We start from the raw sequence: 20,769 nt of genomic DNA, 5'->3' as shown, positions 1-20,769 counted from the left end.
GCAGCCCAACAGCCCTGGCAGTAAGGTGGATTCCCGGTGTTCCGATCGGCGCCGTCGTCCTACGGCGCCGATCTAGTACGGCGCCCTGAACCGCACGTACCCCAGCAGCAGGATCGTCGCGATCACACAGCCCAGCACGAGCGCGGTCGACGCCCAGGACGAGCGGCGTGGTGCGACCGGGCCGGGGTCACCGCGGAACGGGACCGGTTCGGGAGGGTTCTCCTTCCAGCGGGCGGCCAGCATGCGGGCCCGCGCGGAAGGTTCCTTGTGCGTCGCGTCGTCCGCCCACTTGAGGTCGAACTCCCGCTCCGCGTCGTCCTGTTCGGGCATCCCCGTGTCTCCCCCGTCACGCCGTTCTCGAACAACAGTGCCAGAAACCATACGACGACGCCCCCGCCCTGAGAAACAGAGCGGGGGCGCCGGACGGCTCACGGTCCGATCACACGTCGAAGTACAGCTCGAACTCGTGCGGGTGCGGACGCAGCTGAAGCGGGGCGATCTCGTTCGTGCGCTTGAAGTCGATCCACGTCTCGATCAGGTCGGACGTGAAGACGTCACCGGCGAGCAGGAACTCGTGGTCGCGCTCGAGGGAGTCGAGGACGGCCGGGAGCGAGGTCGGGACCTGCGCGACGTTCGCGTGCTCCTCGGGAGCCAGCTCGTAGAGGTCCTTGTCGATCGGCTCGGCCGGCTCGATCTTGTTCTTGATGCCGTCCAGGCCCGCGAGGAGCAGCGCCGAGAAGGCGAGGTACGGGTTGCCGGAGGAGTCGGGCGCACGGAACTCGACGCGCTTGGCCTTCGGGTTGGAGCCCGTGATCGGGATACGCATGGCCGCCGAGCGGTTGCGCTGCGAGTACACCAGGTTGATCGGGGCCTCGAAGCCCGGGACCAGACGGTGGTAGGAGTTCACCGTCGGGTTGGTGAAGGCCAGCAGCGACGGGGCGTGCTTGAGGATGCCGCCGATGTAGTAGCGGGCCATGTCCGACAGGCCCGCGTAACCGGCCTCGTCGTAGAACAGCGGGGAACCGCCGCTCCACAGCGACTGGTGGACGTGCATGCCCGAGCCGTTGTCACCGAAGATCGGCTTCGGCATGAAGGTCGCGGTCTTGCCGTTGCGCCAGGCGACGTTCTTCACGATGTACTTGAAGAGCTGGAGGTCGTCGGCCGCGGCGAGCAGCGTGTTGAACTTGTAGTTGATCTCGGCCTGGCCGGCGGTGCCCACCTCGTGGTGCTGGCGCTCGACCTGGAGGCCGGACGCGGCCAGCTCCAGGGAGATCTCCGCCCGCAGGTCGGCGAAGTGGTCGACCGGCGGGGTCGGGAAGTAGCCGCCCTTGTAGCGGACCTTGTAACCGCGGTTGTTCTCCAGCGCACCGGTGTTCCAGGCGCCGGCCTCGGAGTCGATGTGGTAGAAGGACTCGTTCGCGCCGGTCGCGAAGCGCACGGAGTCGAAGACGTAGAACTCGGCCTCGGGACCGAAGTACGCGGTGTCGGCGATACCGGTCGACGCCAGGTACGCCTCGGCCTTCTTGGCCACGTTGCGCGGGTCACGGGAGTACTGCTCGCCCGTGATCGGGTCGTGGATGAAGAAGTTGATGTTCACCGTCTTGTCACGGCGGAACGGGTCCACGCGCGCGGTCGACAGGTCGGCCCGCAGTGCCATGTCGGACTCGTGGATGGCCTGGAAACCGCGGATCGACGAGCCGTCGAAGGCGAGCTCCTCGTCCGGGTCGAACGCCTCGACGGGCAGCGTGAAGTGCTGCATGACGCCCGGCAGGTCGCAGAAGCGGACGTCGACGAACTTGACGTCCTCGTCCGCGATGAACTTCTTGGCCTCGTCGGCGTTCTGGAACATCCAGCTCCTCCTACTCCCGGCCGTCGAGCCGGGGTGGTAGTTCGTTCGTGCGGCCAGTGCGGTGGCACACGCTGTCGTCGACCCTAGGGACGGGTGATTTCTCGGGCGTGACCCATTTGTTTCGCACAAGTTAACCGGACCCTGCCCGGTGTACCCCACCTGTCCGTATCGCGAAACGGGCGCAGTACCGTGGTCGGGTGGACAACAGGGATGCAATCGGCTCGTGGCTCTCGGGGCCCCGCGCGGCCGCGGAGGAAGCAGGTGTCGACTTCGGATACCGGGGCGAGCGGCTCGGTCTGCCGGAGGAGGGACCGGGCTCGATCGCCCGCCCCGGGCGGCGGCTCGGCGCCCTGGCCGTGGACTGGGGCCTCGGCGTCTTGATCGCATACAGCTTGATCACGGACGGCTACCGGCCCGCCACCGGCAACTGGGCCCTGCTCGTCTTCCTCGTGATGAGCGTCCTGACGGTCGGCACGGTCGGCTTCACCCCGGGCAAGCGGCTCTTCGGCCTGCGCGTGGTCTCCGCCGACACCGGCGCCGTCAGCCCCCTGCGCTCGTTGGCGCGCACGGTCCTGCTCTGCCTGGCCGTCCCGGCCCTGGTCTGGGACCGCGACGGCCGAGGTCTGCACGACCGGCTGGCCCGTACGGTGGAAGTGCGGATCTGAGGATCTGAGGATCTGAACCTCCGGTACGAGGAAGGGGCACCCGGATCACTCCGGGTGCCCCTTCCTCGTACCGCCGGGAAAGCCGTGCGGCTCAGCGGGCCTTGCCGCCGCCGCCCTTCGGCAGGCGCATGCCCTTGGGCATCGGCCCCTTCGGCAGCGGCATGTTGCTCATCAGGTCGCCCATGGCGCGCAGCCGGTCGTTGGTGGCCGTCACCTGGGGGCCGGCCAGGACGCGCGGGTACTTCAGCAGGGTGGTGCGCAGCTTCTTCAGCTCGACCTGGCCCTCGCCCGTACCGACGATCACGTCGTGCACCGGGACGTCCGCGACGATGCGGTTCATCTTCTTCTTCTCGGCGGCCAGCAGGCTCTTCACCCGGTTCGGGTTGCCCTCGGCGACCAGGACGATGCCGGCCTTGCCGACGGCCCGGTGCACCACGTCCTGGCTGCGGTTCATCGCCACGGCGGGGGTCGTCGTCCATCCCCGGCCGATGTTGTCGAGGACCGCAGCGGCCGCGCCGGGCTGTCCCTCCATCTGACCGAAGGCGGCCCGCTCGGCACGGCGCCCGAACACGATCGCCGTCCCGAGGAAGGCGAGCAGGAAGCCCAGGATGCCGAGGTAGACCGGGTGGCCGATCAGGAAACCGATCGCGAGAAAGACGCCGAAGATGAGGATGAAGACGCCCGCGAGGACAAGACCGATCGTCTTGTCGGCCTTACGGGTCATCTTGTACGTCAGGGCGATCTGCTTCAGTCGCCCGGGGTTAGCGGCGTCCGCCGCGCTGTCACTTCTCGCCATGCCACGAAGTCTACGTGGCCTCGGAAGCGCCTACGACGGCAGGAGGGGAGGTGCGGGGAGGGGGATGGTCAGGGGCGGGTGGAGGTCAGGGGTGAGGTGACCGCCTCGAGGACGCGCTGCGCCTCGACCCGGTCCTTGGCACGACGGCGGTCCTCCAGGACGGAGGTCCAGGCGTTGCGACGGGCGGTGCGCTGGCCGCTGCTCATGAGCAGCGACTCGACGGCACGCAGTGCGGTGCTGAAGGTCGGGATCGCGGTGGCGCGAACGGGCGCGGCCTGCATGGTGGGTGTCCCCCTCGGACGGCTTCGGGTACGGGGCTGCGTGGTCTACGTGATGTGATAGCAGCGTCACTGATTGGTGTTACCAGTGCGTGACCGACCGGTCAAACACGAATGAAGCCTTGATGCGCAGGGCCGAAACGCTGACGCGGCCCCGACGTACGTCCTCATCTGCGAGGACGGCCGGGACCGCGTCTTATCGGTCACTACTGGCGAGTAGTGTCTTGTGCGCGAATTCACACACTCGGCTTGCGACCGTACGGCGCAAGGGAGGTGACGTCGCGTCAGACGGCCTGGGTGGCGATGAACGCCCCGCGCTTCTCCACGGCCATCTGGTACAGGCGCCCGGCGCGGTAGGAGGACCGTACCAGCGGACCCGACATCACGCCGGAGAAGCCGATCTGCTCGGCCTCCTCCTTCAGCTCCACGAACTCGTGCGGCTTGACCCAGCGCTCGACGGGGTGGTGGCGCACCGAGGGCCGCAGGTACTGCGTGATGGTGACCAGCTCGCAGCCGGCCTCGTGCAGCTGTTGGAGCGCGTCACTGACCTCCTCGCGGGTCTCGCCCATGCCGAGGATCAGGTTCGACTTGGTGACGAGCCCGTAGTCGCGGGCGGCCGTGATGACGTTCAGCGAACGCTCGTAGCGGAAGCCGGGCCGGATCCGCTTGAAGATCCGCGGGACCGTCTCGACGTTGTGCGCGAAGACCTCGGGCCGCGAGGAGAAGACCTCCGCGAGCTGCTCCGGGACGGCGTTGAAGTCGGGAGCGAGCAGCTCCACCTTCGTGCGCCCCGCCTCCCGCTCGGCGGTCTGCAGGTGGATCTGCCGGACGGTCTCGGCGTAGAGCCAGGCCCCGCCGTCCGCCAGGTCGTCCCGCGCCACACCGGTGATGGTGGCGTAGTTCAGGTCCATCGTGACGACGGACTCACCGACGCGCCGCGGCTCGTCGCGGTCCAGCGCCTCGGGCTTGCCGGTGTCGATCTGGCAGAAGTCGCAGCGCCGGGTGCACTGGTCGCCACCGATGAGGAAGGTGGCCTCACGGTCCTCCCAGCACTCGTAGATGTTGGGGCAGCCGGCTTCCTGGCACACGGTGTGCAGCCCCTCGCTCTTCACGAGGTTCTGCATCTTCGTGTACTCGGGACCCATTTTCGCCCGGGTCTTGATCCACTCGGGCTTGCGCTCGATGGGGGTCTGGCTGTTGCGGACCTCCAGGCGCAGCATCTTGCGTCCGTCGGGTGCGACTGCGGACACGACCGGCTCCCTAGCGATTGATTCTTCGGCGTCCCTAAGGGTACGCCCGTGGATTTGAAAGCCGGCTGGGGCGTCAGGCTGCCGGTGTCTTCTCGATCTCGCGGGGCTTCGGCTCCGCGTTCTCCAGGACGTCCCTCAGGTGCCGTTCCGCCACCGGCAGCACCTCCTCGATCGTCACGTCCCGGCCCAGCTCGTTGGCCAGGGAGGCGACGCCCGCGTCCCGGATGCCGCACGGGATGATCCGGTCGAACCACTTGTTGTCCGGGTTCACGTTGAGCGCGAAGCCGTGCATCGTGACGCCCTTGGCGACCCGGATGCCGATCTGGGCGAGCTTGCGGTCCTCGCGGCGCTGGCCGGCGTTGGAGGGGGCGTACTCGGGACCGTTCAGGCGCGGGTCGAACTGGTCGTCCGTGAGCCGGGGGTCGAAGTCCAGCGACAGCCCGCCGAGCGACGGGCGCAGCTCCACGGGATCGCCGAGCACCCACACCCCGCTGCGGCCCTCGACCCGCGTGGTCTCCAGGCCGAACTCCGCGCACGTAAGGATCAGCGCCTCTTCCAGGCGTCGTACGTGCGCCACGACGTCCACCGGCCGCGGCAGCTTCAGGATCGGGTACCCCACCAGCTGCCCCGGCCCGTGCCAGGTGATCTTGCCGCCGCGGTCCACGTCGACGACCGGGGTGCCGTCCAGGGGGCGCTCGTCGTCGGCGGTGCGCCGGCCGGCCGTGTAGACCGGGGGGTGCTCCAGAAGCAGCACGGTGTCCGGGACCTCGTCGGCGAACCGGGCCGCGTGCACCCGGCGTTGCTCGTCCCACGCCTCCTGGTACTCGACGGCGTCCCCGCCGAACCCCATCCGGACGAACCGCAACTCGCTCACGGCAAGCGCCTCCCTGGAAAGTCGTCAGGCACGTAACGCGCCCAAGCCACTGTACGTCCGCGCGCTCCGCGTCAGCCCCGCGGCCAATCCTCACACGATCGGATGAATGAGTGCCGAGATGTGCGATGGGCTGCTTACTCTCCGCTACATTCGCGCCGTTCATGAGGCCAAAAGGGCTGATCACAGCAATCAGCGCACTTCATCCGGGCACGTCACAGGCCCGGGAGGCAGGAGACCGCACCGCAGATGACGGAACGACCCGCGCAGCGCACTCCCAACCGCCAGCTCGCCGCGCTCATCGCAGAAGCGGGCTTCTCCAACGCGGGACTGGCCCGTCGCGTCGATCAGCTCGGCCTCGAACACGGGCTGGACCTCAGATACGACAAGACGTCCGTCACCCGGTGGCTGCGCGGGCAGCAGCCCCGGGGCACCACCCCCGCCCTCATCGCCGAGGTCTTCACCCGGCGGCTGGGCCGTCGGCTCACGGCCCAGGACCTCGGTCTGGACGCGTGCGCCCCCGTCTACGCGGGCCTGGAGTTCGCCGGCACCCCCGAGGAGGCCATCGACATCGTCGGCGGGCTCTGGCGCAAGGACTCCGGCAGCCACGCCGAGCTCCGCAAGATCGCCTTCACCCCGGCGGGGCTCGTCGTGCCGAGCCGCGACTGGCTGATCGGGCGGGCCGACGAGAAGGTCGCCCGCAGCGAGCCGCCCGCCCGGGTACCCGTCCAGGGCCGCCCGTCCGCCAGGCCCGCCGCACCCCAGCAACCCTCGTCCCCGCAGCCCTCGTTCCCGCACCCCACGCCGGCGCCCGCCCAGGTCACGCCCGGGCCGGCGGCCCTCCCGCGGCAGCGTGGCCAGGGCAGTGAGCGCGGACCCGGCCAGCGGGTCACCGGCGGCGACATCTCCGCGCTCCGCTCGGTCGGCGAGCTCTTCCGCACCCTCGACGACAGGTACGGCGGCGGCCACGCCCGGCAGGCCCTCGTGCGCTACCTGGAGCACGAGTGCGAGCCGATGCTGCGCGGCTCCTACGGCGAGCAGACCGGCCGCCGCCTCTTCGGCGCCGCCGCCGACCTGACCCGGCTCGCCGGCTGGACCTCCTTCGACATCGCCGCGCACGGCCTGGCCCAGCGCTACTTCGTCCAGGCCCTGCGCCTCTCCCAGGCGGCCGCGGACCGGGCGTACGGCTCCTTCGTCCTGGTCACCATGAGCCGCCAGGCCGTCTATCTCGGGCACGGGCGCGAGGCGGTGCAGCTCGCGCGGGTGGCCCAGCAGGGGGTCGGCACGGGCGCCCCGCCCGTCGTGCAGGCGCTGCTGCACGCGGCGGAGGCGCGCGGGCACGGGGTGCTGGGCGAGGTGCGCGCCTCGACCGCCGCGCTCGTGCGGGCCGAGCGCGCGCTGGAGGCGGCCAAGACCGGGGACGAGGTGCCGCACTGGGCGCGCTTCTTCGACGAGGCGCAGCTGGCCGACGAGTTCGGGCACTGCCACCGTGACCTCCAGCAGTTCCGGGCGGCCGCCCAGCACGCCGAACGCTCGCTCCAGCTGCGTCCCGCCGCGTACGCCCGCAGCCGTCTGTTCTGCCGCGTCGTACTCGCCTCCGCCCGGCTCGGCCTCGGCGAGCTCGACCAGGCCTGCCAGCTCGCCGCCGAGGCGGCGGGCCAGGCGGCGGAGATGCGGTCCGTGCGGGCCCTGGAGTACGTCAGGGACTTCGAGCGTCGCCTGGAGCCGTACCGGGACGCGGCCCCGGTCCGCACCTACCGCGACAAGGTGGCCGCCCTGGGGTGACTTCCGTCCCTGCGGGCTCCGCCCCCAGACCCCGGCCCACGCCCACCCGATCCGGCCCGTCCGGCGTTTGAGGACGAGGCCCCTTCAGGGCCGACAGCGGGGTCTGGGGGGCGGAGCCCCCAGGGACGGCACCGTTCACGCCGCTGCCTGCTCCTGGCGGGACGTCGGCACGGGGTCGGCCGTGTGCAGGGAACCGGCGGCGCCGAGGTCGGAGACGATCGCCGCAGCCGCGCGGTGCGCCGAGTGCAGGGCGCCCTGGACGGTGCTGGTGTCCCGGTGGTCGCCGCACACGTACAGGCCCGCCAGGAGGCGCACGGGACGGCGCAGGTCGTGCGGCGCCCGCATCGCCGGCACGGCCTCGGCGGTGTGGTGCACGGCCAGCGTCTCCCAGCGCGCGGTCGAGGTGCCGTACAGGCGGGACAGGTGCATGCGTACGGCGGTGTCGACGCCGGGCGGCGGTGTGCCGAGGACCGTGGACGAGATCAGTGCGCGGCCCCCGGGCGCCCGGCTCGGGTCGACCCGGCTGACCACGGCCGTGTGCGCGACCGGCCCGCCCCGGTCGGCGTCGAGGAGCAGCGAGGCGCCCGTCCGAGGCGGCTCGTCCGTGGTGTGGTGGACGACCGTCACCGGGTGGAAGTCGGGCACCCGCAGCCCGGGCAGCAGTTCCGCCGCGGTGCGCGCGTCGGTGGCCACCAGGACGGCACGGCAGCGGAACTCGCCGTGCTCGGCGGTGGTCACCGAGGTCGTGGAGACGGAGGTGACCCGCACGCCGGTGTGCACGGTGCCCGGCGGCAGGGTCCGCGCGAGCAGCTCCGGCAGCACCTCGGCCCCGCCCTCCGGCAGCGACAGCCGGCCGGCCGCGAAGGCGCGCAGCGCGAGGTCCGCGCACCGGCTGGAGGTGGTGAGGTCCGGGTCGCAGAGCAGCGCGGCGAGCAGCGGACGCAGGAACCCGTCGATCGTGCGGGCGGGCAGCCCGCGGGCGGCGAGGGCCCGCGCGGCCGGCAACTCCGGTCGGCGCAGCAGTCGTTCGGCGGGGGTGGCCGCGATCCGGGTGAGCGCGGCGCCCAACCGGGCCTGGTCCACGGCGCTGCCCAGCGGCGCGCCCGCCCGCACGGGCACGGAGGCGCCGACGCGCGGCCTGGGCAGCGCGCCCGGCCGGGGAGCGCTTGCCAGGGCGCGTACGGCGTGCAGTGCGCCCCTTGCGCTCCCCGCGCCCGCCTGCGCGCCCGCGCGGTGATGGCGCCCGTCGCTGTGCAGCAGGACCCCCGGCGCGAACGGACGCAGGACGAGCGCGTCCAGCCCCGGTGTCAGGGCCAGTTCGGGATACGCCGTGGACAGCAGCTGTCCGATGCGGTCGAGCCGGAACCCGTCGACCTTCTCCGTCGACATGCGGCCGCCCACCCAAGGGGCGGACTCCAGGACCGCGGTCGTTACTCCTGCGCTGGTCAGACGATGTGCCGCGGAGAGTCCGGCGACTCCGGCTCCCACCACGACGACGTCTGCCTGGTACGCGGGCTCAAGCACGTGCCCCTCCTCGAGGTTGCGCGGCCGCTGGAGACGTCATGCCCCCAACAGCAGTCCGGGATGCCCGAGTTCGGATCGAGGTTAGGGCCGTGATCGGTCAAGAACAGTCGCGCATGGACAGGGCACGGTCGCACGGCGGTCGCATGCGGTCACGCGGGGGATCAGGCTGCTCGGATCGCGTCCTCGATCCCGGGGAACGCGAAGGTGAACCCGGACTCCAGCAGCCGCTTCGGCACCACCCGCGCGCTGCCCAGCACGTCCCCGGCCATCTCGCCCAGCACCGTCCGCAGCACCGGCGCAGGCACCGTGAAGAGCGTCGGCCGGTGCAGCACCCGCCCCATCGCCGCGGTGATCTCACGGTTGGTCAGCGGCTCGGGCGCGGTCAGGTTGAACGGCCCCGACAGGTCGTCGCGGTCGATGAGGTGCCGGATCGCCGCGACCTCGTCGTGCAGCGCGATGTACGACCAGTACTGCCGGCCGTCGCCCATCCGCCCCCCGAGCCCGGCCGCGAAGAGAGGGAACAGCTTGCCCCAGGCCCCGCCCCCGCGCGCCACGACCAGCCCGGTCCGGGGAAAGACCGTACGGATGCCGGCCTCCTCGGCCGGAGCGGCCGCCGCCTCCCACTCCACGCACAGCTCCGGGAGGAAGCCGCTGCCTGCGGGCGCGCTCTCGTCCACGATCCGCTCGCCCGTCTCGCCGTAGCGGCCCATCGCGCTGCCGTTCACGAACACCCGCGGCCGTTCGTCGAGCGAGGCGAGGGCCTTCGCCAGCGCCGACGTGCCGTGCACCCGGCTGTCGTGGATCACCTTCTTGTACGCCTCGCTCCAGCGCCGGTCGCCGACCCCGGCCCCCGCCAGGTTGACCACGACGTCGCACCCGGCGAGCCCGGCCGTGTCGACCTGCCCCCGCTCGGGGTCCCAGCGCACCTCGTCCGCGCCCCGGGGCGCATGGCGCACCAGACGGGTCACCTCGTGTCCGTCCGCGGTCAGGGACCGCACCAGGGCGCTGCCGATCAGGCCGGACGCACCGGCCACCGCGATTCGCGTACGTTCCATGCGGCCATCCTGCCCGGTGACCGGATAAAACCCCGGTCTGGTCGGCGCCGCGCGTTTTAGGGTGGCGGCCATGCCCGAACCATCCGCACCTCGTATACGCACCGCCGTGCTCGCCGACGACGAGGCGTTGGCCCTCGTCGACCGTCTGACCTGGTCCCCTCTGCACGCGGTCATGCCCGAGCCGCAGCCGCCCCACGGGCCCTTCTTCGGAGAGCGCCAGGCTCCCGAGGACATCCTGGTCGCCGAACTCGACGAGCGCATGGTCGGCTACATCCGCCTCGCCTTTCCCACCGAACTCGCCTGCAACAGGCACGTCCGCCAGATCCAGGGCCTCGCAGTCCTCGACGATGCACGCGGCCGGGGCGTCGGGCGGGCACTGCTCCGCGCGGCCGTCGAGGAGGCCCGCAGGCTGGGCGCCCGCCGCATCACCCTGCGCGTCCTCGGCCACAACACCCCGGCCCGGGGGCTCTACGAGTCCGAGGGGTTCGTGGTGGAGGGCGTACTGCCGGAGGAGTTCCTGCTGGACGGGAAGTACGTGGACGACGTGTTCATGGGACGCCCCCTGTGACGTCCACGACGTGACGTCCCCCTGCCTACGACGTGATCAGGTCACCCGTGTCCACCGGCTCCGTCGCCGTCGACGCCCGCTCGGCGTCGTCGGCGACCTCGGCGGCCGTCAGCACGTACCCCGTCTCGTCGTCGGAGGTGGAGCGGGCGAAGACGACGCCGAAGACCTGGCCGGCGGTGGTCAGCAGCGGTCCGCCGGAGTTGCCGGGGCGGACGGTGGAGCGGATCGAGTAGATCTCGCGGGTGACGATCTCGTCGTTGTAGATGTTCCGTCCGGTCGCCTTCACCCGGTTCGCGACCGTCGCCGCCTGGAGGTTCAGGTCGCCGTCCTGCGGATAGCCGGCGACGACCGCCGAGTCCCCGCGCGAGGCGTCGTCGTCGAAGTTCAGGACCGGGGCGCTCAGGTCCGGCACGTACAGCACGGCCACGTCCTTGTCCGGGTCGAAGAGCACCACGCGCGCGTCGAACGACCGCCCCACCCCGCCGATCCGTACGGTCGGATCGTCGATGCCCGCCACCACGTGCGCGTTGGTCATCACATGCTCGTCCGCGTACACGAAGCCGCTGCCCTCGCGGCCCTGGTCGCCCGAGACGCCCTCGATCTTCACCGTGCTCATCTTCGCCGCGTTGGTCGCGCTCGCCGTGACGCTGTCGCCGGTGGGCTTGGCGACCTCGGCCGTCGACTCGTTCTCGAACGGGTTGAAGACCTGCGGGAAGCCCGCCTGGGTCAGCGCCGACGTGGCTCGCGAGAACCAGGTGGGCGTGGTGTCCGGCATGGCGTCCTGCACGGCCCCCAACAGCCGTGAGTCCCGTATCGACGACGTGACCACCGGCGACGAGGACGCGCCCAGCACGCTCGCCGCCACCCACGCCACGATCAGCACCGCCACCGCGTTCGCCGCCGCCCCGCCGACCCCGTCGGCCACCCTGAGCGGCCCCCGGTCCAGCTCCCGGCGCAGCCGCAGCGCCAGCCGCCCCGCCAGCTCGTGCCCGACCACCGCGGGGACGAGGACCGTGAACACGGCGGTGACGGTGGCCGCCGTCGTCCCCGGTGTCACCAGGTTCATCAGCCACGGCAGGACCCACACGCCGATCACCGCGCCGCCCACGAACCCGGCCAGCGAGATACAGCCGGCCACCAGTCCGCGCCGGTAGCCGGAGCCGGCGTAGGCCAGGATCACCAGCGCCAGCAGGATGTCGAGCAGGTCCACGCGGCCCCCTTTCTCTCGGATCCCCTAGTACGCGCGGGAAGGGCCCAGTGATCAGCTACCCATCGATCACGCCCACGCTTACGTCCGGAACCGGCCACGTGTGCGTGTACCTCGTAAAACGGCGTGCACCGGGAGGTTGGTTCCACCAGGTGGCACAGCCCACATCGCGGACGGACCGGAACCGGCCGACAGTGTGTCCATGTGTGCCCTCCGAGCGGCCTCCCGCGGTCCGCGGGGAACGCGAGGGCGGCTCCCGGCGCGGATACCGGGCCCGCTCCTCGTACTCCTGGGCTGCCTGCCCGGGCTCGCCGCCGTCGCCGCCCTCGGGCTGTGCGCGGGCGGTGTCGACCACGTCGCCACGGCCGCCCGCGCCGGCCATCCGGACGCCGCCCGCCCCGCCACCGCGCACCAGGCGGCCCGGCCCCCGGTCGTGCCGCGTGCCGCCTGGCTGGACGGCCTGGCCCGGCACGCGCAGCCGCCCCCGCGCTACGACGACAAGGTCGTCGCCGTCTTCGTCCACCACACCGACTCGCCCAACGGCTACGACTGCGCCGACGCGCCCCGCATCATCCGCTACCTGTACGTGGGCCAGACCGACGCCCGGGGCTGGGACGACATCGGCTACAACTTCCTCGTCGACCGCTGCGGCACCATCTACGAGGGCCGCGCGGGCGGCGTCGACCGCCCCGTCACCGGCGCCCACACCCAGGGCTTCAACCACCGCACGGTCGGCATCGCCGCACTCGGCACGTTCACCGCCGGGGTTCCGGTGCCGCAGGCGATGGTCGACGCGATCGCCGCCCTGACCGCCTGGAAACTCGGCCTGTCCGACATCGACCCGCGCACGACCGTCCGGCTCACCTCCAGCAACAGCCTCAGCCGGTACGCCTCGGGCACCGCCGCCGTCCTTCCCGCCCTGGCCGGCCACAACGACGGCTACATGACCAGTTGTCCCGGCAAGGCCCTCACCGCCCGTCTGCCGGAGATCCGCGCGAGGGCCGCCCGCCTCCAGGGCCGAACGGCCGCGCCGGCGCTCACAGGAACCCCTTAGGCGGCCTTCAGGGTTCTCCCATACCGGCGTCCTACGGTCATGTACAACACAAGCCGACCGGAGGTGGGGATCATGAACAGCAGCCGTACTCGGTCCACGAGGGTCACGGGGGCCACGGGGGCCGCAGGGAACGCGCAGAGCGCGCAGCAGGGGCCGGGCTGGGCGAGGGCCGCCCGCAGCCCCTGGACCGTGCTCTGCGCCGTCGCAGCGGTCGTCCTGGGCCCGGCCGCGGCCACCGCGTCCGCCCTGGAGCAGGCCAACAAGGCGCCGATGCACCACGCGGTGCGGGTCGACCAGACGCAGGCCTACATCCCGACGGACAGCACCCGCCGCAAGCTCGCGCTGTGACCGCCCACGCGGTTCATTCCTTGAAGCGCTGCCACAGCCGGGGATACCGCTCGGCCAGCGACCCCTCGTTCTCGAAGTCCACGGGTGTGCCCTCGGGTTCGGAGGGCGCCGGCGGAATGCCCAGGTCCGGGGCGACGGTCCCGGTGAGCTGCTCGTAGGCCTCGTCGGCCGCGTAGCCGAGTTCCTCGCCGTCGCCGTCGATCTCCTCGTCGAAGTCGTCCAGCAGGTCGGCGAGCGAGTCCGGGTCGCCGTGCAGGGCGCCCTCGAAGACCTCGCGGCCCTGCCCGATCAGCCAGCACCGGAAGAAGTCGAAGGCGTCGTCGCTCGCCCCGTCCAGCAACAGCCAGGCCGCGCCCCACAGGTCCCAGCGGTAGGCGCGGTTGTAGCGGGACTCGAAGTGCCGGGCGAAGTCGAGCACGGACTCCGGGTCCAGCCTCACCAGCCGCTCCACGAGCAGGTCGGCCTGCTCCTCGGGATCGCCCTCGGCGGCCTCGCGGGAGGCGTCCACCAGCTCCCAGAACTCCGTCTCGTCCATCACGCGTCCAGCATCGTGCCTCACCGTGCGGGACGCACCCTGGAAGGCCGGGGATTCCCGGGGTTCCAGAGGATTCGTACCCGGATCGTCACTCCCGCCGGTACAACATCGTCACCCCCGCCGGTACAACTCCGTCAGCCGTACCGCGTCCTCGGCGAAGCGCTTCCGCAGGGACTCGGGGGAGATCACCTCTGCCTCGGCCCCCAGCGCCGTGAGCTGGGTGTGCGCCACGTCCTGCGACTCCACCCGCAGTGCGACCGTGACCCACCCCCGCCCGTCCGCCTCCCCGGCCGTCGCCAGCGCGTCCCGGGCGGCCACCGGGTCCACCGCGTGCGCCAGCCCGCGTACGCCCGCCTCCGACAGCCGCAGGACGACCTCGTCCCGCAGGATCGAGCGCGCGAACCGCTCGGCCTGCTCACCCCAGAACCCGGGCAGGTCGAACTCCTCGTCCCGGCTGAAATGATCCTTCAGGTCCTCGACGCCGACGAACCGGTCGATGCGGTACGTACGGAACACCCCGTTGCCCCGGCTCTCCCCCCGGACCCGGGCGCACAGGTACCAGACCCCCGCCTTCAGCACGAGCCCGTACGGCTCCAGCTCCCGCACCACTTCCCGCGGAGGCTCCCCGTCCCCGCGCCTGTACCGCGCCCGCACACACCGGTCGTCCCACACCGCGTCCGCGACCACGGTCACCAGCTTCGGAGTCTCCGGCTCCCTGAACCACGCCGGCGCGTCCAGATGGAACCGCTGGGCCGCCGCCCGCGGGGCGTCCCGCAGGGAGGGCAGCAGGGCCGCCGACACCTTCAGCCGCGCCGCCGAGGCGACGTCCTCCAGGCCCATCTCCCTGAGCGCCCCCGGCACCCCGCTCAGGAACAGCGCCTCGGCCTCACCGCGCCCCAGCCCGGTCAGCCGCGTCCGGTACCCGCCGACCAGCCGGTACCCGCCGGCCCGCCCCCGCTCCGCGTACACCGGCACGCCCGCCTCCGACAGCGCCTGCGCGTCCCGCGTGACCGTACGCTCCGACACCTCCAGCTCCCGTGCCAGCTCGGCGGCGGTCATGGCGGGCCGGGACTGCAGGAGGAGCACCATCTTGATGAGGCGGGCAGCGCGCATGGGGCCATGATGCCGGGACCCACCGACAACGAAGGGGGTACGGCAGCCGCCGCACCCCCTTCGTCGAACCGTTGTCTACAGGCCGTAGCGCTCGCGCGCCTCCTTCACGGCCGTCGCCTTGACCTCGCCGCGGCGGGCGAGCTGGGCCAGGGCCGCGACGACGATCGACTGCGCGTCGACGCCGAAGTGGCGGCGGGCCGCCTCACGGGTGTCGGAGAGACCGAAGCCGTCCGCACCGAGCGAGGAGTAGTCCTGCTCGACCCACTGCGCGATCTGGTCCGGGACCTGGCGCATGTAGTCGGAGACCGCGAGGACCGGGCCCTCGGCACCCTGCAGCGCCTGCCGGACGTACGGCAGGCGCTCCTCGCCGCGCAGCAGGGCCTCGTCGGCCTCCAGCGCGTCACGGCGCAGCTCGGTCCAGGAGGTCGCGGACCACACGTCGGAGGCCACACCCCACTCCTCGGCGAGCAGCTTCTGCGCCTGAAGGACCCAGTGGATCGCCGTGCCCGAGCCCAGCAGCTGGATGCGCGGGGCGTTGGCCGCCGCCACGTCCACGCCCGCCGACTCCGCCGTGTTGAAGCGGTACAGGCCCTTGACGATGCCCTCGTCGACCCCGGGGCCGGACGGCTTGGCCGGCTGCGGCATCGGCTCGTTGTAGACGGTCAGGTAGTAGAAGACGTTCGGGTCCTCACCCGGGGCCGCCTCGCCGTACATCCGGCGCAGACCGTCCTTGACGATCGTCGCGATCTCGTACGCGAACGCCGGGTCGTAGCTGAGGGCGGCCGGGTTCGTCGCGGCGATGACCGGGGAGTGGCCGTCGGCGTGCTGGAGGCCCTCGCCCGTCAGGGTCGTACGGCCGGCCGTGGCGCCGACGAGGAAGCCGCGGCCGAGCTGGTCGCCGAGCTGCCACATCTGGTCGGCCGTGCGCTGCCAGCCGAACATCGAGTAGAAGATGTAGAACGGGATCATCGCCTCACCGTGCGTGGAGTACGCGGTGGACGCGGCGATGAAGTCGGCCATCGAACCGGCCTCGGTGATCCCCTCGTTGAGGATCTGGCCGTTCTTGGCCTCCTTGTAGTACATCAGCTGGTCACGGTCGACCGGCTCGTACGTCTGGCCCTTGGGCGAGTAGATGCCCAGGGAGGGGAAGAGGCTCTCCATGCCGAAGGTGCGGGCCTCGTCGGGGACGATCGGCACCCAGCGCTTCCCGGTCTCCTTGTCGCGGACCAGGTCCTTGACCAGCCGGACGAAGGCCATGGTGGTGGCCACGTTCTGGGAGCCGGAGCCCTTGTCGAAGGAGGCGAACGCCTTCTCCGCCGGGGCGGGCAGCGGCGCGAGCGCGTGCGTGCGGCGGGCCGGGGCCGGGCCGCCGAGGGCCGCGCGGCGCTCCTGGAGGTAGCGGACCTCGGGGGAGTCGGCGCCCGGGTGGCCGTAGGGGACCACACCGTCGACGAACCGGCTGTCCGAGATCGGCAGCTCCAGCAGGTCGCGCATCGTCTTGAACTCGTCCACCGTCAGCTTCTTCATCTGGTGGTTGGCGTTCTTCGACGCGAAGCCCTCGCCGAGGGTGTGGCCCTTCACGGTCTGGGCCAGGATGACGGTCGGCGCGCCCTTGAACTCGACGGCCGCCTTGTAGGCCGCGTAGACCTTGCGAGCCTCGTGGCCACCGCGGGAGAGGTGGAAGCACTCCAGGATCTTGTCGTCGCTCAGCAGCTTCGCCATCTCGGCGAGTGCCGGGTCCTTGCCGAAGAAGTCCTGGCGGATGTAGGCCGCGTCGCGCGTCTGGTACGTCTGCACCTGGGCGTCGGGTACCTCACGCAGCCGGCGTACGAGCGCGCCCGTGGTGTCGAGCCGGAACAGCTCGTCCCACGCCGAACCCCACAGCGTCTTGATGACGTTCCAGCCGGCGCCGCGGAACTGGGCCTCCAGCTCCTGCACGATCTTGAAGTTGGCGCGGACCGGGCCGTCGAGGCGCTGCAGGTTGCAGTTGATGACGAAGGTCAGGTTGTCCAGGCCCTCGCGGGAGGCGAGTGCGAGTGCCGCCGTCGACTCGGGCTCGTCCATCTCGCCGTCACCGAGGAACGCCCACACGTGCGACGCGGAGACGTCCTTGATGCTGCGGTTGGTGAGGTACCGGTTGAAGCGCGCCTGGTAGATGGCGGAGAGCGGACCGAGACCCATGGAGACGGTCGGGAACTCCCACAGCCAGGGCAGCCGGCGGGGGTGCGGGTACGACGGGAGGCCGTTGCCGCCCGACTCACGGCGGAAGTTGTCCAGGTGGGACTCGTTCAGCCGGCCGTCGAGGAAGGCGCGGGCGTAGATGCCGGGGGAGGCGTGGCCCTGGATGTAGAGCTGGTCGCCCGAGCCGTCGGCCTCCTTGCCCTTGAAGAAGTGGTTGAAGCCGGTCTCGTAGAGCCAGGCGGCGGAGGCGAAGGTGGCGATGTGGCCGCCGACGCCGTATTTGCTGCCCCGGCTCACCATCGCGGCCGCGTTCCAGCGGTTCCACGCGGTGATCTTCCGCTCCATCTCCTGGTCACCGGGCGCGGAGGGCTCGGCGGCGGTGGGGATGGTGTTGACGTAGTCCGTCTCGAGCAGCTTGGGCAGCGCGATGCCGTTGCCCTCGGCACGCTCCAGCGTGCGCCGCATCAGGTACGCGGCACGGTGCGGCCCGGCCGCCTTGGTGACGGCGTCCAGGGACGCCTGCCATTCGGCGGTCTCCTCCGGGTCCCGGTCGGGGAGCTGGTCGAGCGCGCTCGGCTGGATGGCGTGGGGGTCGGTCATGTCGCCGCCTTCCTCAGTCGAAGGGGTTCCCTATGGGGTATTGGGGGTGCCCTTGGTCTTTGGCAGGACAGGGCGTGGGGCCGGGGCGGTGCCGATGTGCGGCTCCGTCGCGCAGCCCGTCGGCGACTTTAACTCCCTGATCGATGATCGATCAAAGGGTTGAAGGGCAAAACCTCTCGATTACGAGAAAGTCGGCACGGGGTGCCTTTCGGGCAGGCACCGGGTGCCGCGTGTTCTTGCCGTTTCCGCAGGTGAGCGCAGGCGCGCTCGACTGCTTACGCCCTCGGCGCGCAGCCCAGGACGTGCGCCTTCACCAGCTCCGCGATCCGGGGGTCGTGCCGCTTGAACGCGGCCACCAGCTCCTCGTGCTCCTCCGCGTACGACTGCTGCACGGTCCCCAGCCAGCGGATGGACAGCGCCGTGAACACCTCGATGCCGAGGCCCTCCCAGGTGTGCAGCAGCACCGAGTTGCCGGCCGCCCGCACCAGCTCCCGGTGGAAGCCGACCGTGTGCCGCACCTGGCCGGTCCCGTCGGCGTTGCGGTCGGCCTCGTACAGGGCCGAGACATGCGGTTCGAGGGCCGAGCAGTCCTCGGCCAGCTTCGCCGCCGCCAGCTCCGCCGCGATCGCCTCCAGGCCGGCCCGCACGGGGTAGCTCTCCTCCAGGTCCGCGGCCGTGAGGTTGCGCACCCGCACGCCCTTGTTCGGCGCGGACTCGATCAACCGCAGCGACTCCAGCTCCCGCAGCGCCTCCCGCACCGGCGTCTGGCTGACCTCCAGCTCGGTGGCGATCCGCCGCTCCACGATCCGCTCACCCGGCTGCCAGCGCCCGCTGACGATCCCCTCCACGATGTGCTCGCGGATCTGTTCGCGCAGCGAGTGGACGACGGGCGCGGTCATGAGGGCTCCTTCGAGCAGGGGCCGCCCATCGGCCCCGGGGGCGTTTGACGATTAGACAATACGGCCGTGAGCGCTTTCCAGAAGGGCGCGCGGGGGTGCTTTTACGCAGGTGAGACGAGACTTACATGGTGCGGTTCCCTCCGGGGGGCAGGTGGGACGGGGCGCCTTGGAGCTCGGTCCGTTCCGCCGCAGGGCGGGTCGAGGCCGAGTGCGGCCGAGCGCGCAGTTCCCCGCGCCCCTGGGGCTGTCGCACCCAGGGGCGCGGGACCCGGAGGCCGAGGACGGTGCGGAGCGCGGTTGTCGGCAGGATTGTCCTTGCAGGGCGCCGATCGCCGTCAGCGACAAGACAAGCGCCCCCGCCCGGAAGGTTCCGGACGGGGGCACCCGCTGTACTGGCCCTGGTTACAGGCCGAGCTCGACCTCGAACTCGCCGGCTTCCAGGATCGCCTTGACCGCGGTCAGGTAACGGGCCGCGTCGGCGCCGTCCACCAGACGGTGGTCGTAGGACAGGGTCAGGTACGTCATGTCGCGGACGCCGATGACCGTGCCCTCGTCCGTCTCGATGACGGCCGGACGCTTGACCGTGGCACCGATGCCGAGGATCGCGACCTGGTTCGGCGGCACGATGATCGTGTCGAACAGCGCGCCGCGCGAGCCGGTGTTGCTGATGGTGAAGGTCGCGCCGGACAGCTCGTCCGGGGTGATCTTGTTCGCCCGGACCTTGCCCGCCAGGTCGGCGGTGGCCTTGGCGATACCGGCGATGTTCAGGTCGCCCGCGTGCTTGATGACCGGGGTCATCAGGCCCTTCTCGGAGTCCACCGCGATACCGATGCTCTCGGTGTCGAAGTAGGTGATCGTGCCCTCGTCCACGTTGATCCGGGCGTTGACGGCCGGGTGGGCCTTCAGCGCCTGGGCCGCCGCCTTCACGAAGAACGGCATCGGGGAGAGCTTGACGCCCTCACGAGCGGCGAAGGAGTCCTTCGCCTGCGCGCGGAGCTTCATCAGCCGGGTGATGTCGACCTCGACGACCGAGGACAGCTGGGCCTGCTCGTGCAGGGCCTTCACCATGTTGTCGCCGATGACCTTGCGGATGCGGGGCATCTTGACGGTCTGGCCGCGCAGCGGGGACACCTCGAGCGCCGGGGTCTTCTTCGCGGCGGCCGGAGCGGCGGCGGCGGCCGGAGCCGGGGCAGCGGCGGCGGCCTTCGCGGCCTCGGCGGCGGCGAGGACGTCCTGCTTGCGGATCCGACCGCCGACGCCGGTGCCCTTGACGGCGGCCAGGTCGACGCCGCTCTCGGCGGCGAGCTTGCGCACCAGCGGGGTGACGTACGCGCCCTCGTCGGTGGCCTGCGCGGCGGGCGCGGGGGCAGCGACCGGAGCGGGGGCGACCGGCGCGGGGGCCGGGGCGGCCGGAGCCGGAGCGGCGGCGACCGGGGCGGGCGCCGGGGCGGCCGGAGCCGGAGCCGGGGCGACCGGGGCGGGCGCCGGGGCGGCGGCCGGGGCCGGGGCGGCGGGGGCCGGGGCAGCCGCCGGAGCGGCACCCGGGGCGCCGATGACGGCGAGCTTGGCGCCGACCTCGGCGGTCTCGTCCTCGCCGACCGTGATCTCGAGCAGCACACCGGAGGTGGGCGCCGGGATCTCGGTGTCGACCTTGTCGGTCGAGACCTCGAGCAGCGGCTCGTCGGCCTCGACGCTGTCGCCGACCGACTTCAGCCAGCGGGTGACGGTGCCCTCGGTGACGGACTCGCCGAGCGCGGGCAGGACCACGTCCGTGCCCTGGGCGGAGCCGGCGCCGGTGGCGGCCTCGGCGGTGGGCGCCGGGGCGGGAGCGGCCTGCTCGGTGGAGGGCTGGGCGGCCGGGGCCGGCTCGGGAGCCGGCGGCGCGACCTGCTCGGCGGCCGGAGCCGGAGCGGCGGCCGGGGCCCCGGTGCCGTCGTCGATGACGGCCAGCTCGGCGCCGACCTCGACCGTCTCGTCCTCGGCGACCTTGATGGAGGCCAGGATGCCGGCGGCGGGGGAGGGGATCTCGGTGTCGACCTTGTCGGTCGAGACCTCGAGCAGCGGCTCGTCGGCCTCTACGCGCTCACCCTCGGCCTTCAGCCAGCGGGTGACAGTGCCCTCGGTGACGCTCTCGCCGAGCGCCGGAAGGGTTACGGAAACCGCCATGGTTTCGGTTGCTCCTAACGAATTG

19 protein-coding genes are annotated in these 20,769 nt (G+C 71.7%); 5 read left to right on the top strand and 14 right to left on the bottom strand.

Annotated features, from left to right (window positions below):
- Positions 1 to 72: 72 nt before the first annotated feature.
- On the bottom strand, positions 73 to 330 hold the full coding sequence (locus OG289_RS15205) for an SCO2583/SCO2584 N-terminal domain-containing protein (protein ID WP_327314544.1): 258 nt from the start codon (positions 328 to 330) through the stop codon (positions 73 to 75).
- 109 nt (positions 331 to 439) lie between these two features.
- On the bottom strand, positions 440 to 1,849 hold the full coding sequence (glnA, locus tag OG289_RS15200; protein ID WP_327314543.1) for a type I glutamate--ammonia ligase: 1,410 nt from the start codon (positions 1,847 to 1,849) through the stop codon (positions 440 to 442).
- A 197-nt stretch (positions 1,850 to 2,046) separates the two neighbouring features.
- Between glnA and OG289_RS15195 the strand changes: the two genes are divergently transcribed.
- Positions 2,047 to 2,514, top strand: coding sequence for an RDD family protein (locus tag OG289_RS15195; RefSeq protein ID WP_327314542.1), 468 nt, complete (start codon positions 2,047 to 2,049; stop codon positions 2,512 to 2,514).
- Between the two features lie 91 nt (positions 2,515 to 2,605).
- On the opposite strand, the gene OG289_RS15190 is transcribed toward OG289_RS15195, so the two are convergent.
- The 4 genes from OG289_RS15190 to lipB form a co-directional block, all read right to left on the bottom strand.
- Positions 2,606 to 3,310 (bottom strand): DUF4191 domain-containing protein, encoded by a 705-nt coding sequence (locus OG289_RS15190; RefSeq protein WP_327314541.1) that lies wholly within the window; start codon positions 3,308 to 3,310, stop codon positions 2,606 to 2,608.
- A 68-nt stretch (positions 3,311 to 3,378) separates the two neighbouring features.
- Positions 3,379 to 3,591, bottom strand: a complete 213-nt coding sequence (locus tag OG289_RS15185; RefSeq protein WP_327314540.1) for an SCO2195 family GlnR-regulated protein — start codon at positions 3,589 to 3,591, stop codon at positions 3,379 to 3,381.
- A gap of 281 nt (positions 3,592 to 3,872) precedes the next feature.
- A complete protein-coding gene (lipA, locus tag OG289_RS15180; RefSeq protein WP_327314539.1) occupies positions 3,873 to 4,838 on the bottom strand; it encodes a lipoyl synthase in 966 nt (321 codons plus the stop codon).
- A 73-nt stretch (positions 4,839 to 4,911) separates the two neighbouring features.
- Complete coding sequence (gene lipB, locus OG289_RS15175; protein ID WP_327314538.1) at positions 4,912 to 5,712, bottom strand: lipoyl(octanoyl) transferase LipB; 801 nt, start codon at positions 5,710 to 5,712, stop codon at positions 4,912 to 4,914.
- Between the two features lie 246 nt (positions 5,713 to 5,958).
- Between lipB and OG289_RS15170 the strand changes: the two genes are divergently transcribed.
- Complete coding sequence (locus tag OG289_RS15170) at positions 5,959 to 7,494, top strand: regulator (RefSeq protein ID WP_327314537.1); 1,536 nt, start codon at positions 5,959 to 5,961, stop codon at positions 7,492 to 7,494.
- 135 nt (positions 7,495 to 7,629) lie between these two features.
- On the opposite strand, the gene OG289_RS15165 is transcribed toward OG289_RS15170, so the two are convergent.
- Together OG289_RS15165 and OG289_RS15160 are read right to left on the bottom strand one after the other, a co-directional pair.
- Entirely contained in the window at positions 7,630 to 9,018 is a 1,389-nt protein-coding gene (locus tag OG289_RS15165; RefSeq protein WP_327314536.1) for an NAD(P)/FAD-dependent oxidoreductase, read from the bottom strand.
- Positions 9,019 to 9,179: 161 nt separating this feature from the next.
- Entirely contained in the window at positions 9,180 to 10,073 is an 894-nt protein-coding gene (locus tag OG289_RS15160) for a TIGR01777 family oxidoreductase (RefSeq protein WP_327314535.1), read from the bottom strand.
- 70 nt (positions 10,074 to 10,143) lie between these two features.
- Between OG289_RS15160 and OG289_RS15155 the strand changes: the two genes are divergently transcribed.
- A complete protein-coding gene (locus tag OG289_RS15155) occupies positions 10,144 to 10,641 on the top strand; it encodes a GNAT family N-acetyltransferase (protein WP_327314534.1) in 498 nt (165 codons plus the stop codon).
- 25 nt (positions 10,642 to 10,666) lie between these two features.
- Here OG289_RS15155 and OG289_RS15150 read toward each other — a convergent pair whose 3' ends face one another.
- The gene (locus OG289_RS15150; RefSeq protein ID WP_327314533.1) at positions 10,667 to 11,851 is read right to left on the bottom strand and encodes a MarP family serine protease; all 1,185 of its coding nucleotides are present in this window, start codon (positions 11,849 to 11,851) and stop codon (positions 10,667 to 10,669) included.
- A gap of 199 nt (positions 11,852 to 12,050) precedes the next feature.
- Between OG289_RS15150 and OG289_RS15145 the strand changes: the two genes are divergently transcribed.
- Entirely contained in the window at positions 12,051 to 12,902 is an 852-nt protein-coding gene (locus OG289_RS15145; protein ID WP_327314532.1) for a peptidoglycan recognition protein family protein, read from the top strand.
- Positions 12,903 to 12,974: 72 nt separating this feature from the next.
- Complete coding sequence (locus OG289_RS15140; protein WP_327314531.1) at positions 12,975 to 13,250, top strand: hypothetical protein; 276 nt, start codon at positions 12,975 to 12,977, stop codon at positions 13,248 to 13,250.
- Positions 13,251 to 13,263: 13 nt separating this feature from the next.
- On the opposite strand, the gene OG289_RS15135 is transcribed toward OG289_RS15140, so the two are convergent.
- From OG289_RS15135 to sucB, 5 genes are all read right to left on the bottom strand, one after another.
- Positions 13,264 to 13,785 (bottom strand): DUF4240 domain-containing protein, encoded by a 522-nt coding sequence (locus tag OG289_RS15135; RefSeq protein WP_327320681.1) that lies wholly within the window; start codon positions 13,783 to 13,785, stop codon positions 13,264 to 13,266.
- Between the two features lie 111 nt (positions 13,786 to 13,896).
- Positions 13,897 to 14,898 carry a helix-turn-helix transcriptional regulator gene (locus OG289_RS15130; protein WP_327314530.1) on the bottom strand — a complete coding sequence of 334 codons (1,002 nt, stop codon included), beginning with the start codon at positions 14,896 to 14,898 and terminating at the stop codon, positions 13,897 to 13,899.
- A gap of 75 nt (positions 14,899 to 14,973) precedes the next feature.
- Positions 14,974 to 17,679 (bottom strand): pyruvate dehydrogenase (acetyl-transferring), homodimeric type, encoded by a 2,706-nt coding sequence (gene aceE / locus OG289_RS15125; protein ID WP_327314529.1) that lies wholly within the window; start codon positions 17,677 to 17,679, stop codon positions 14,974 to 14,976.
- Positions 17,680 to 17,954: 275 nt separating this feature from the next.
- Positions 17,955 to 18,578: a GntR family transcriptional regulator gene (locus OG289_RS15120; RefSeq protein WP_327314528.1), complete on the bottom strand. Its 624-nt coding sequence runs from the start codon at positions 18,576 to 18,578 to the stop codon at positions 17,955 to 17,957.
- A gap of 402 nt (positions 18,579 to 18,980) precedes the next feature.
- Positions 18,981 to 20,744 carry a 2-oxoglutarate dehydrogenase, E2 component, dihydrolipoamide succinyltransferase gene (sucB, locus tag OG289_RS15115; protein WP_327314527.1) on the bottom strand — a complete coding sequence of 588 codons (1,764 nt, stop codon included), beginning with the start codon at positions 20,742 to 20,744 and terminating at the stop codon, positions 18,981 to 18,983.
- Between the last annotated feature and the right edge of the window lie 25 nt (positions 20,745 to 20,769).

The sequence above is a fragment of the Streptomyces sp. NBC_01235 genome (assembly GCF_035989285.1).
Taxonomy (GTDB): domain Bacteria; phylum Actinomycetota; class Actinomycetes; order Streptomycetales; family Streptomycetaceae; genus Streptomyces.
The sequence above is the reverse complement of the archived record's forward strand: the minus strand, read 5'-3'. Positions and strand labels throughout refer to the sequence as shown.

Excerpts from the sequence above, each read along its gene's own strand:
- OG289_RS15205 (WP_327314544.1), bottom strand. The coding sequence starts at position 330 with ATGCCCGAACAGGACGACGCGGAGCGGGAGTTCGACCTCAAGTGGGCG.
- glnA (WP_327314543.1), bottom strand. The coding sequence starts at position 1,849 with ATGTTCCAGAACGCCGACGAGGCCAAGAAGTTCATCGCGGACGAGGAC.
- OG289_RS15190 (WP_327314541.1), bottom strand. The coding sequence starts at position 3,310 with ATGGCGAGAAGTGACAGCGCGGCGGACGCCGCTAACCCCGGGCGACTG.
- OG289_RS15185 (WP_327314540.1), bottom strand. The coding sequence starts at position 3,591 with ATGCAGGCCGCGCCCGTTCGCGCCACCGCGATCCCGACCTTCAGCACC.
- OG289_RS15170 (WP_327314537.1), top strand. The coding sequence starts at position 5,959 with ATGACGGAACGACCCGCGCAGCGCACTCCCAACCGCCAGCTCGCCGCG.
- OG289_RS15160 (WP_327314535.1), bottom strand. The coding sequence starts at position 10,073 with ATGGAACGTACGCGAATCGCGGTGGCCGGTGCGTCCGGCCTGATCGGC.
- OG289_RS15155 (WP_327314534.1), top strand. The coding sequence starts at position 10,144 with ATGCCCGAACCATCCGCACCTCGTATACGCACCGCCGTGCTCGCCGAC.
- OG289_RS15145 (WP_327314532.1), top strand. The coding sequence starts at position 12,051 with ATGTGTGCCCTCCGAGCGGCCTCCCGCGGTCCGCGGGGAACGCGAGGG.
- OG289_RS15140 (WP_327314531.1), top strand. The coding sequence starts at position 12,975 with ATGAACAGCAGCCGTACTCGGTCCACGAGGGTCACGGGGGCCACGGGG.
- OG289_RS15135 (WP_327320681.1), bottom strand. The coding sequence starts at position 13,785 with ATGGACGAGACGGAGTTCTGGGAGCTGGTGGACGCCTCCCGCGAGGCC.
- OG289_RS15130 (WP_327314530.1), bottom strand. The coding sequence starts at position 14,898 with ATGCGCGCTGCCCGCCTCATCAAGATGGTGCTCCTCCTGCAGTCCCGG.
- aceE (WP_327314529.1), bottom strand. The coding sequence starts at position 17,679 with ATGACCGACCCCCACGCCATCCAGCCGAGCGCGCTCGACCAGCTCCCC.
- OG289_RS15120 (WP_327314528.1), bottom strand. The coding sequence starts at position 18,578 with ATGACCGCGCCCGTCGTCCACTCGCTGCGCGAACAGATCCGCGAGCAC.
- sucB (WP_327314527.1), bottom strand. The coding sequence starts at position 20,744 with ATGGCGGTTTCCGTAACCCTTCCGGCGCTCGGCGAGAGCGTCACCGAG.